This is a genomic window from Pseudomonas sp. R43(2017), assembly GCF_002112345.1.
Taxonomy (GTDB): Bacteria; Pseudomonadota; Gammaproteobacteria; order Pseudomonadales; family Pseudomonadaceae; genus Aquipseudomonas; species Aquipseudomonas kribbensis.
The window spans coordinates 80030-91510 of the sequence record NZ_NEHJ01000001.1 but is presented as its reverse complement, the minus strand read 5'-3'; the positions used below and the strand labels follow the sequence as shown (position 1 = coordinate 91510).

8 protein-coding genes are annotated in these 11481 nt (G+C 61.2%); 2 read left to right on the top strand and 6 right to left on the bottom strand.

Translation table 11 applies throughout. The features are described from left to right. Positions 1 to 35: 35 nt before the first annotated feature. The 6 genes from CAG02_RS00360 to CAG02_RS00335 all read right to left on the bottom strand — a co-directional run bounded on the left by CAG02_RS00360 (position 36) and on the right by CAG02_RS00335 (position 8514). A complete protein-coding gene (locus CAG02_RS00360; RefSeq protein ID WP_085710102.1) occupies positions 36 to 2690 on the bottom strand; it encodes a TonB-dependent receptor in 2655 nt (884 codons plus the stop codon). A gap of 116 nt (positions 2691 to 2806) precedes the next feature. Continuing rightward, on the bottom strand, positions 2807 to 3310 hold the full coding sequence (locus tag CAG02_RS00355) for an RES family NAD+ phosphorylase (protein WP_085710103.1): 504 nt from the start codon (positions 3308 to 3310) through the stop codon (positions 2807 to 2809). Then, positions 3307 to 3798: an MbcA/ParS/Xre antitoxin family protein gene (locus CAG02_RS00350; RefSeq protein ID WP_085710188.1), complete on the bottom strand. Its 492-nt coding sequence runs from the start codon at positions 3796 to 3798 to the stop codon at positions 3307 to 3309. The genes CAG02_RS00355 and CAG02_RS00350 overlap by 4 nt, the downstream gene beginning before the upstream one ends. A gap of 249 nt (positions 3799 to 4047) precedes the next feature. Continuing rightward, complete coding sequence (locus tag CAG02_RS00345; protein WP_085710104.1) at positions 4048 to 6969, bottom strand: TonB-dependent receptor; 2922 nt, start codon at positions 6967 to 6969, stop codon at positions 4048 to 4050. Between the two features lie 91 nt (positions 6970 to 7060). Continuing rightward, the gene (locus CAG02_RS00340; RefSeq protein WP_085710105.1) at positions 7061 to 8011 is read right to left on the bottom strand and encodes a FecR domain-containing protein; all 951 of its coding nucleotides are present in this window, start codon (positions 8009 to 8011) and stop codon (positions 7061 to 7063) included. Then, positions 8008 to 8514, bottom strand: coding sequence for a sigma-70 family RNA polymerase sigma factor (locus CAG02_RS00335; protein ID WP_085710106.1), 507 nt, complete (start codon positions 8512 to 8514; stop codon positions 8008 to 8010). The genes CAG02_RS00340 and CAG02_RS00335 overlap by 4 nt, the downstream gene beginning before the upstream one ends. 297 nt (positions 8515 to 8811) lie before the next feature. On the opposite strand from CAG02_RS00335, the gene CAG02_RS00330 reads away from it, so the two are divergent. Then, positions 8812 to 10530: a hydrogenase maturation protein gene (locus CAG02_RS00330; RefSeq protein WP_085710107.1), complete on the top strand. Its 1719-nt coding sequence runs from the start codon at positions 8812 to 8814 to the stop codon at positions 10528 to 10530. Positions 10531 to 10614: 84 nt separating this feature from the next. After that, positions 10615 to 11478, top strand: coding sequence for a LysR family transcriptional regulator (locus CAG02_RS00325; protein WP_085710108.1), 864 nt, complete (start codon positions 10615 to 10617; stop codon positions 11476 to 11478). Positions 11479 to 11481: the final 3 nt, after the last annotated feature.

Sequence of the window (11481 nt, the reverse complement as noted above, 5' to 3'; positions counted from 1 at the left end):
GATGGGTTACTAAAACCGGCCATGTCTGGTCATTTTCAGAACTTGTAGTTGAGCCGCGTGTACAGCGTTCGCCCGAACGGGTCGCCGTATTTCGGGTCGTAGCCGCTCTGAAAGGTGTAGGTCTGGTTACTGAATGGCGGCTCGCGATCGAACAGGTTTTTCACCCCCAGCGTCACCGCCAGGGTCTTGCGCCAGGTGTAGGTGCCGGCCACGTCCCAGACGTTGTAGGAGCCAACGTAGTCGTGGGTCTCGCGGTCCGAGTCGTGATAACCGCTGGTGTAGCGGTTGGTCAGGCTCGCGCCGAACGGGCCGTAGTTCCAGCTGCCGGTCAGGCTGTGACGCCAGCGGGCCACCGCGCCGGCCGACGCGAAGTCACCCCCGCGAAAATCTCCGAGCTTGTCGATGAAATCGCCCTTGAGCTGCTGCTGATACTCGTAACGGCTGACGTAGGTGCCTTGCAGGCCGATGCCGAAATCACCGTAGGACGTGCTCGGCAGGCGATAGTCGAAGCTCACGTCGACGCCGTTGGTCTTGATCTTGCCGAGGTTGGCCAGGCCGGTAACGACGTGATCAATGGAGCCGTCAGGCTTGCGGATCAAACGTTCCGGATACAGTTCCGGGTTCTCGAACACCGCCGACTCGGGGAACTCGGCGATCTGGTTGGCGATGCTGATCCACCAGAAATCCAGCCCGGTGGTCAGGCGATCAAACGGCTGATAAACGAAACCGACGGTGACGTTGCGCGCGGTTTCCGGGCTCAGGTCCGTGTTGCCGCCCGTGGTCCGGTTGAACTGCTGGGCGCAGTCGCGGTTGGCGATCCCGCCATTGCTCGGATTGCCACCGGCACACAGGCGCGGGTCGTTGTAGTTGGCATTGGTGAAGGTGGTGAAATTCGGGTTATAGAGTTCATACAGCGACGGCGCGCGGAAACCTTCGCTGTAAGCGCCGCGAACCACCAGTTCTTTGAACGGCTGGAAACGGAACGAGTATTTCGGGTTGGTCGTGCTGCCGAAATCGCTGTACTTGTCATGCCGCACGGCAGCGGACAACTCCAGGCTGTCGAGCACCGGCACATTGACCTCGGCATATTGCGCCGAGACGCTGCGATCCCCTGACACGCTGCCGTTGGGGTCCACGCCGAGGCTCTGCACATCACCGGCAAACGCGGCGAAATCCTGATGGAAGTCTTCCTTGCGGTACTCGCCGCCCAGCGCCAATGCCGATGGACCGGCGCCGAACCAGTCGCCGATTTCGCGGCTCACACGGCCGTCAATCGCCTTCACCCGACCCACGGCAGTTGCGTAATCACCGTCCACCGCGTTGGCAGCCAGCAATGCCGAACCGGCAGCCGTCTGCGGGCCGAACGGATTGATCACGCCATTGGCAATCCCCTGGCTGACGGCGCGGTCGTTCACGTAACCACTGCGGATCGTGTTGACCACTTTGTTCTGGTTGTACGAAGCGCCAAGGTTGTAATCCCACCCCACCAGCGTGCCGTCGAAATTCAGCAGCAGGCGCTGACCGGTGTTGTCGTCTTCGTGGCGGCGGGCACCGACCGCCGTTTCACGCCAGTTCACGTCCACCGGCTGCGTTGAATCAAGGGCAAAACCGCTCGGCCCGGGGGTGATGCCGTTGCCCGGATAAAACGCCGTGCCGGGATTGACCTGATTACCCATCAGGGTACCGGGACCGATCTGGGTGCGGTTTTCGTTGCGCGCCCAGAAATATTCGAGGCTGACGTTGTGATCGTCCGACAGCTTGCCGGTGGCTTTGGCGAAAGCCGAGGTCTTCTCGGTTTCCGGCACCAGATCCAGGTAATTCCAAAGGCTCTGGCGGCAGATGCCGTTACGCGACAGCAGGCCCGGTGCATTGCAACTGGATCCCGCCAACGGGTTGGTAGCGTTGCTGCCCTGGCTCCAGTTGGCCGGCGATGCCGTGCCGGAGGTGTAATCGAGCCCTCGCCCCGGCTGATAGTTGTAGGTGTAACCACGATCTTCAGCGGCCAGCCGTTGCTGCTTGTCGTAACTCACGACGCCGAAGACGTTGAAGCGATCGTCCTGCAAATCACCGAATCCCCAGCTGCCGCTGAAGTTACGGCTGTCACCGCCGCCGGAGTGCGTCGGCGTGTCGTAACTCGTACTGATCTGACCTTCGGTGAGGCTGGTCTTGGTGATGAAGTTGATCACCCCGCCGATGGCATCGGTGCCGTACAGCGCCGAGGCACCATCACGCAGCACTTCCACCCGGTCGATGGCGGCGAACGGAATGGTGTTGAGATCCACACCGGAACCATTGATGGCGTTGGTCGCGTTGTTGCTCAAGCGGCGGCCGTTGAGCAGCACCAGGGTCTTGTTCGGTCCGATACCGCGCAGGTCGGCGTAAGACGCCCCGCCGCTGCTCGACCCCACCGAACGCCCGGAACCTACGGACGACTGGTTGGCAGAAATCCGGTTGACCAGCTCTTCAGTCGTCGTCACACCCTGCTTCTGCAATTCTTCCACCCGAAGGATGGTCACCGGCACGGCGGTTTCGGCATCGACCCGGCGGATCGCGGTGCCGGTCACTTCGACGCGTTGCAGTTGAGTGGTCGGTTCCGTGGCACTGCTTTCGGCGGCAATCGCCGGCAATGTGTTGATCGCCAGCAGCAAGGCCAGGCTCAACGGGGATCTAACGGGTGAAAATCGAATCATGAACAGCCATCCCTGCGTTTTGGTTTATGCAGGGATGTGCGATGACCAACAGGGATTTATAGGGCGTGGTTTAGACCGTTGGGTGATGAGGTTATGCAAATCGACAAGCCCACTCATCAACTCAAAACCATCTCCTTGACCAAACGGGTATCCAGCCCGAACCGCTCCTGCGAGACCATCCTGAACTGCCCCTCTGCCAGGTCGCAGCTCACCAGCAAGTTCCACGAATGCCGGGTTGCCGCCGAGGGAATCAGTACAAACGGGTGCTCGGCCAGCAACGCGTCGGCAAACAATTGCTGATTGGGTGAAGGCTGTGCAGGGCTCAGCCAGTAAGGATTCGGCACCTCTTCGGGCTGCACGATTTTTACCTTCGCATTGTTGATGACTTCGAAACACGTCAAAACATAAGGCTCGCGGTCCAGAGCATCGAAACTATGGTTGGCTGCGACCTCCAGAATGGCCGACGACGGATCGACGGATGCATACACGACGCGTCGTCCGGGAATGTTCCATCGACCTCCTCTCATCTTTGACCCCATCCCGCTATCCCATGTTCTTCCATAAACCTCGCGATCAAGCCGCCATGCATACCAATGTTTGTCCCACGGCAAGGGGTTCATGGGTAAACCCCGTAGATCAGTTGCATCAGATACTGCTCCACCATCTGAAAACCCAATGGATGCAGGGTCAATTCCAGCGGCACATGGCCGTGAAAATAAGTAGAGGGTTTCTGCATCCAGTCCTCCGCCCGTGGTTGCCCCCCGAAGGCCCGAATGGCCAGTTCCAGCACCAATGCATATTGGTAGGCGATGACGCTCTGCTGTGGGTCAAGCCGTATCGGTTCATCCTCCTTCAGCAGTCGCCGGATCGTTCTGACCGACTTGCCAGTGATGAGTTTGACCACGTCGCCTTGCTGGTAAAGCTCGGAGGTTGAAAGCATGTCGACGACGTCTTTCAGCTCAAAGCCTTCATTCGTGAGGTGAACGATCAACATGGCGTCATCACCGATGTTCCGGCCATGTACGAGCAATTCGACAGGCTTGCCCACGACCTTCTTCAAACCCGTCAACCGGGGAACCTTTGCACTGGGCAACGCGACGTCCTCCATGGGGCATCTGGCACGATCAGCGCGCCATTGATGGCAGGTGGAATAAGCAGGCGTTTCGTATTCGAGGTGTGCAGTACGCATGATCCATCCATTATCAGAGGCCTGAACGTCCAGGCCGTTTACGACTTCAATGTCACAGCCGATGCTATAGATCACGCTTCCGACGACCAACCTGAAAAAGTCGTCGGAAATATCCCCGTTTTCACGCAAAACCCGCTTGTTTCCGTAGGACGTTCCGGGCGAAAAGTCTCATCCCCCGAAGTGATAACTTACATCCAGCCACCACTGCCGCCCATACGGGTCGTAGTTGCCGGTGGGGTAATAAGGCCAGCCCGCCGAGTCGTCATGCTTGACCTGATTGAGCAGGTTGTTGACGGTCAGCCCGACACTCGCCCGGTCGTTCAAGCGATAGCGCGCACTGGCGTTGAACACCGTCCACGGTGACAGACGCCCGTCGCCCGCGCCGTTGGTAACGGAGCCATAACGGATGCCCATCAGGGTCGCCGTGGCCTTCTGATAATCCCAGGTCAGGCTGGCGTTGACCTTGCTACGCCAGTCGTAGTTGCTGCGCGAAGTGCGCAAGTCCTGGGTCGGGGCTTCGTCCGATTCCTTGTAGAAATGCGACAGCACCAGGGTGTATCCCAACGCCGAACTGAACGCACCGTATTGCCCGGCGCCCCAGCGGATGTTGCTCTTGAAGTCCAGACCACTGACCCGCTCGCTGGCGGCGTTGATCGCATTCACTCGCACCCGCTGCAACTGGTTAGGATCAATGGCGGCATTGCCAGGATTACGGTCAACGCGTGCCAGGGTCGACTGGCAGTTGGCCGAGTTGATGTCCTGGGTGCCATTGCGGCATTCGTTCTCTTCCTGCAACAGGCGGTTTTCGTCGACGGTGGTCAGCAGGTCGTCGATTTCCACCCGCCAGAAATCGGTGGAGAAATCGAAATTGCGCGACGGCGACCAGACAAACCCGTACGTCCAGGATTTTCCGCGTTCGGATGCCAGGTCCGCCGTGCCGCTCTGGGTGTAGTCGACCCGCCCGCGATCACAGGCGCCTTCCACGCCTTGGCTGCAGCCGTAGTAATCGATCTGCGCCGGGTAGTAGCCGTTGCTGTCGGACTGGTAGATGTAATTCAGGTCCGGCGCACGAAAACTGGTGCCGTAACTGCCGCGCAGCAACAGGCTGGTGATCGGCCGCCACTCCAGGCCGAGGTTGTAGGTTTTCTGCTGCTCGGTGCGGCCGCTGAATTTGTATTGGTCCCAACGCCCCGCCGCTGTCGCCAGCACAGTGTCAGTGACCGGAATGCTGAACTCGCCACCCGCCGCATAGCGCTTGCGCGCCCCCCCTGAGCTTTGCGCCGGTGTCACGCCATAAAAACTGCCATCGTTGAGACTGTCGTCCGGGTCGATGCGGTATTCCTGTTTGCCCGCTTCCAGTACGCCGGCAAATCCGACCGGGCCGGCCGGCAGGTCAAACAGATCGCCATTGACCGAGGCGTTGTAGCTGGTGGACACCGACTTGCTGCTCTGGGTCAGGTTGCCGCGAAACTGCTGCCATTCCTGAGGCGTCAATGGTCGGTCGAGACGCGAGGCATCCGGGGAGAACACCGGGTAGCCGCCGCGTGTGCCGAGCTGTGGGCCCAAGTAGAAATCCTGGATCGACGACAGCGGCGTATAGCGTGTGGTGCGCACGCTTTTATATTCCGAGCGATTGGCCGCCAGATCATAGTGCCAGCCGGTGTCGGCGATTTTGTCGGAGAGGCCCAAGGTGCCGGTCCACGAGGTATCGCGCCACTTGCTGTTGTTACTGGTGCGCCCGCCGATTTCCTCTTCACCGAAACGCCGATACCAACGCTCCAGATTGCCGCTGTTCTGGTTGATGAAGTCCGGCGAGGTGAAGGTCGGGCCACGGGTGTTGTTCTGGATGTGGTCGAGGCCATACATCAGGTCGGCAAAGACCTGACCGCTGTCGCTGAAATGCCAGGTACCGCGGCTGTAGCCGTCGTAGTTTTCCTTTTGCGTCTGGATCGTCCAGTAATCGTTGTACATCTGATCGGTGCGGCAACGCCCGCCGTTGTTGAACAGTTTGTTGTCGAACGTGCCCTGATAGGCGCCGCAGCCCGGCCCAAGGTAACGGTTGTTGCTCAGATCGCGACGGTAACCGACATCCGCCAGCGGCCCGCTCTGCATGAAGCCCCGGTCATCGGCCCAGATCGGATCGCGATTGGTCAGCTCAAGTCCGAACAAGCCATCGAAGTCCCCCCAACTGCCGCCGCCACTGATCTGCAACCGCTGATTGTCACCGCCACCGCGCTCGCTGGTGCCGCCCTTGAGGTTGACGTCGACGCCATTCATCTTGTCCTTGAGGATGATGTTCACCACCCCGGCAATCGCATCCGAACCGTAGATCGCCGAGGCGCCGCTGCTGAGGATTTCGATGCGGTCGATGATCGCCGATGGAATGTTCGCGAGGTTGGTGAAGTTGACCTTGCCGTCGTACGGCGTCGGGTAATCGGCGACCCGCCGGCCGTTGATCAGCACCAGCGTGTGGTTGGGCCCAAGCCCACGCAGGTTGAGGGCGCTGGCGGCCGGTTGCCAGGTGTTGCCGTAGTCTTCGCCCTGGGTCATGCCGGTGTTCTGGGTTTGCGTGGCGAGGGCGTCGTAGACGTTCTTGTAGCCCCGCGCTTCCATTTCTTCGTGGGTGATGACGTTGACCGGGGTCGCACCATCGCTCTGCGCCCGGGCGATGCGCGAGCCGGTGACCGTGACCTTTTCCATACGGTAATCGGCGCTGCTGGCGGGCGCCACGGCAGCAGCTTTCACGGGCACCGCGCTCGGCGCGTCAGCCTGACGAATGCTCAAACCCTGAGTGCCCTGCTCGACTTGCAGGCCGCTGCCGAGCAAGGCTTTCTCTACGGCTTGCCGACCACCCAACGCACCACGTACCGCACTGCTGCGTTTGCCCTGCACCAGATTCTGGCTGAAGGAAATCGGCACGCCGGTCTGGCGCGAGATGTCCAGCAGCACCTCGTCGAGCGCTCCCGGGGCGATGTCGAAAGTGAACACCTGAGTGGCGGCATCTTGCGCCAGAACGGCCGAAGGAACGATGCCCATCGCCAGCGCGGCGGCCAGCGTCAGACGGGTTGATTGTTGTTTGAATGAGAACATCGAGGGGCTTCCCTGTTGAAGGCGTCTGCAGGGAATGAGCAGCGGGCCGGCGCTTTTTATAGGGGGGCGGATAGACCGGGAAGTTATGGTTTTATAACCGCGCTTCGATGCTCACCCAGTACGGGTTGTGCCAGGTCACGCGAATCGGCAGCGAGCGTTCGAGCAACTGCAAGGTGCGGTCACTGTCGTCCAGCGGGTAGAGGCCGCTGAGGCGCAGGCCGGCGATTTCGGGGCTGAGGTGCAGAATCCCGCGACGATAGCTGCGCAGGCTGTCGATGACTTCGCTCAAGGGGCGGTCGCGCACTTCAAGACGTCCCTGAACCCAGGCGCTTTCCTGTCCTTTGCTGCGTTCCAGAGCGAGGATTTCCCGTTCGTTGAACAACAGACTCTCGCCCGCCTCCACCACTTGCCGCGCGCCGCCGGCAGTGACCACTTCGACCTGCGAATGCAGCATCACCAGCCGTGTCGAATCCTCAGCGCGCTGCACCAGGAATTTCGTACCGAGTGCGTGCATCCGCCCGTGTCCGGTTTCGACCACAAACGGCCGGGCCGGATTTTTCGCCACATCGACCAGCAGTTCACCGCTGCGCAGGGCCAGCAGACGCTCTGCGCTGTCGAATCGCGGCACCACGCGGCTGCGGGCGTTCAGCATCAAGGTGCTGCCATCTTCCAACGTGAATTCACGTCGCTCGCCTGTTCCGGTCGACAACTCGCCGGCCTCGGGCAACCAGCCATAACGTCGCCCGAGCAACCCGGCCAGCACCGCGAGGCCGAGCACGCTCAGGCTGCCGCTGATGAATCGACGACGGCTGCTGGAGGGCGCATTCAGGCTGTGCAGCACACTCTCACGGGGCAACCCGCGCAGGTTTGCATGGCGCAACAGATTCAGTCCGCCGCCCATTTGCTCGATGATCTGCTGATGCCGTGGATCCGCTGCACGCCAGGCGTCGAAGGCTGCGCGCTCTTGCAGGCCGACATCCCCCGATTGCAACAACGCCATCCATTGCGCTGCTTCGTCGATCAGTGTTTCGTCCGGTCTCATGCCTGCATCGCCTGATAGCAACGTTTGAAGGCTTCGACCATGTACTGCTGCACCCGACTGGTAGAGACGCCGAGGCGCTCGCCGATTTCGCTGTAGGTCAAACCATCGAGCTGATGATAGAGAAACGCAGCCTTGGCCTTCGCTGACAAGCCATTGAGCAAGCGATCCACCGCCAGCAGCGCTTCGATCACCAGTTCCCGTTCCTCTGGCGACGGATGCACCGGCTCCGGCGCCAACGCCAGGCTTTGCAGATAGGCACGCTCCAGATCCTGCCGGCGCCAGCCTTCGTAGACCAGACGCCGGGCAATTGTGGTCAGCAGTGCGCGAGGTTCGCGAATGGCCAGCGGGTCAGGCAATGCCAGCACCCGCAGAAAGGTTTCCGAAGCAATGTCCTGTGCGCTGTGCGGGCAGCCGAGGGTACGGCTGACTGCGGCGCATAACCATCGGTAGTCCTTTTGGAACATTTGCCCGATGAGCTGGTAATGCGGGTTGTGACTCCCCATGCCTTACTCCCTGAAAACGGGCTCCACCCGCTGCGAAAATCCATGGATACGCCGGGATCGTCCGGCGTTGATCAGGGCTGCGACTGTGCAATAGCGTCGCGGACATTTGAAGTAATAAAAAATCAGGATATGCAAACCATTGAGCATAAGACGCTTTGTCGCCACGGCAACATTGGCTGACACAACGTTGATCTCGATCAGTGGCGCCCGCCGCGCCTCTCTCTAACCTTGCGCCTCCATCGATAGCCACGGACGGCTCACCGGAGCCTGCGGCTGACCTTTCAAGGAAGAGCAATCATGCGATCACTCAACATCATTCTTCTGTCTTCGGCGTTCAACGGTCTGACCCAACGTGCCTGGCTGGACCTGCGTCAGGCGGGCCATTCGCCGAGCGTAGTGCTGTTCACCGATGAAACCGCCGTGTGCGAACAGATCGAAAACAGCGGCGCCGACCTGGTGATCTGCCCATTCCTCAAGGATCGTGTTCCCCATGCGCTGTGGAGCAATCCGCAACGTCCGGTGGTGATCATTCACCCCGGCATCGTCGGTGATCGCGGCGCCAGCGCGCTGGACTGGGCGATCATGCGCGAGCTGCCGTCCTGGGGCGTGACCGCGCTGCAAGCGGTGGAAGAAATGGACGCCGGCCCGGTCTGGGCCACCTGCGAGTTCAACCTGCCGGCAGGCTTGCGCAAATCCGAGTTGTATAACGGCCGGGTCAGTGACGCGGCGATTCGCTGCATCCGCGAAGTGGTGGAAAAATTCATCGACGGCTTCGTCCCGGTGCCCCTGGATTACACCGATCCCAAGGTTCGTGGCTGCCTGCAACCGAACATGAAACAGGACGACCGCACCTTCAGCTGGCACGACTGCTCGCGCTTCATCAAACGCTGCATCGACGCGGCGGACGGCCAGCCCGGCGTGCTCGCCAGCCTCGCCGGCGGCCAGTATTACGTGTATGACGCGCACCTCGACCAGCGCACCGGCATCCCCGGCGAGATCCTCGCGGTACACGACGACGCCGTGCTGGTGGCGGCCGGTGATCACAGCCTGTGGATCGGCTCGCTGCGACGCAAACCGCAACCGGGCGAAGAAACCTTCAAGCGTCCGGCGCGGCATGTGCTGGCCGGGCAATTGGCGGATGTACCGGTGCTGGACTGGTCGATCGCCAACGCACCGTTCAACGACGAGGCCTATCAGCCGATCCGCTATCGGGAATCCGGACGGGTCGGCGAGCTGACGCTAGAGTTCTATAACGGCGCCATGAGCACCGAGCAATGCCAACGCATGGTCGAGGCGCTGCGCTGGGCCAAGTCCCGCGACACGCAGGTGTTGCTGGTCAAGGGCGGGCGCGGCAGCTTTTCCAACGGTGTGCATTTGAATGTGATTCAGGCGGCGGAAGATCCGGGCGCCGAAGCCTGGGCCAATATCCAGGCCATCGATGATGTCTGCGCAGAATTGCTCAGCGCACGGCAACTGGTGGTCAGCGGGGTCACTGGCAATGCCGGTGCCGGCGGTGTGATGCTCGCCCTGGCGGCTGACATCGTGTTCGCCCGCGCCGACATCGTGCTCAACCCGCATTACAAGAGCATGGGCCTGTACGGCTCGGAATACTGGACCTACAGCCTGCCCCGCGCCGTCGGCCCGGCCATGGCCGAACAACTGACCCAGGCCTGTCTGCCGGTCAGCGCTGCCCAGGCGTTGCAACTGGGCATGGTCCAGGAAATCGGCCCGCGCTGCCCGGACGAATTCGGTTTGTGGTTGCTGCAGCGGGCCAATTCGGTACTGACCGATCCGACGTATGCGCCGGTGCGTGAGCGCAAGCTACGGGTCGATCATGAGTTGATTCGCCAATGCCGTGAAACCGAGCTGCAAGAGATGCAGGAAGACATGCTCTACAACCGCAATCAGTTTGCCGAGAAGTGCCGCAATTTCGTGTACAAGCGCAAGACGTGCTGCACGCCGGCACGCTTGGTGGAGGATTGGGCGCGGGTTCGGGAGGCTGAGCTGGCCGGTTGAATCCCGATGCAGGTTCGCGATTGCACGATGACGTGATCGCGAACCTGCACCTACAATGCCGGCACCTCAATCTCCGGCCCGCCCATGGACATCGACCTCGCCCGCACCTTTCTGGAAATCGTCCGCCACGGCAGCCTCGCGGCGGCGGCGGAAAAGCTGTTCGTCACCCAGACCGCGATCACCGCCCGCGTACAAAAACTCGAAAGCCAGTTGGGCAGCACGCTGTTCGTGCGCAACCGAGCCGGTGCGCGGCTGACTGCCAATGGCGAGGCGTTCGTGGTCTACGCCAATCAACTGGTGCAGACCTGGGAAGCCGCGCGCCGCGACCTGCCGCTGCCCGAGGGCTACGACAACGTGCTGCACATCGGTGGCGAAGTCAGCCTGTGCAACCCGTTGATGCTCAGCTGGGCCGCCGAACTGCGCGAGAAGATCCCCAGCCATGCCCTGCGCATGGACATCCGCGACGGCGAGAACCTGCTGCGCCAGCTGGAGCTCGGCGTGCTCGACGCAGCGCTGGTCTATCAACCGGAATACTGGCCGGGTTTGCAGGTCGAGCAAGTGCTGGAAGAGAAACTGATTCTGGTCCGGACACCCAACCGCCCTGCTCCCTACGTGTACATCGACTGGGGCACCGACTTCCGCCGTCAGCACGATGCTGCACTGCCGGAGAAAGCCAAGGCCGCCCTGAGCTTCAACCTCGGACCGCTGGCCCTGCAATACATTCTGGAGAACGGCGGCAGTGGCTACTTCCGTACCCGTGTCGTTCGCACCTACCTGGAAAGCGGCGCCCTGGAAGTCGTGACCAAAGCCCCGGAATTCGGTTATCCGACCTACCTCGTCTATTCCCGCGATCGTGATTCGGCGACCCTGCAACAGGCGTTCGATCTGCTGCGCGAAGTGATCAAGGCCGATGACGACTGGTCCCAGCGCTGGAACCCGTTGAGCTGACGA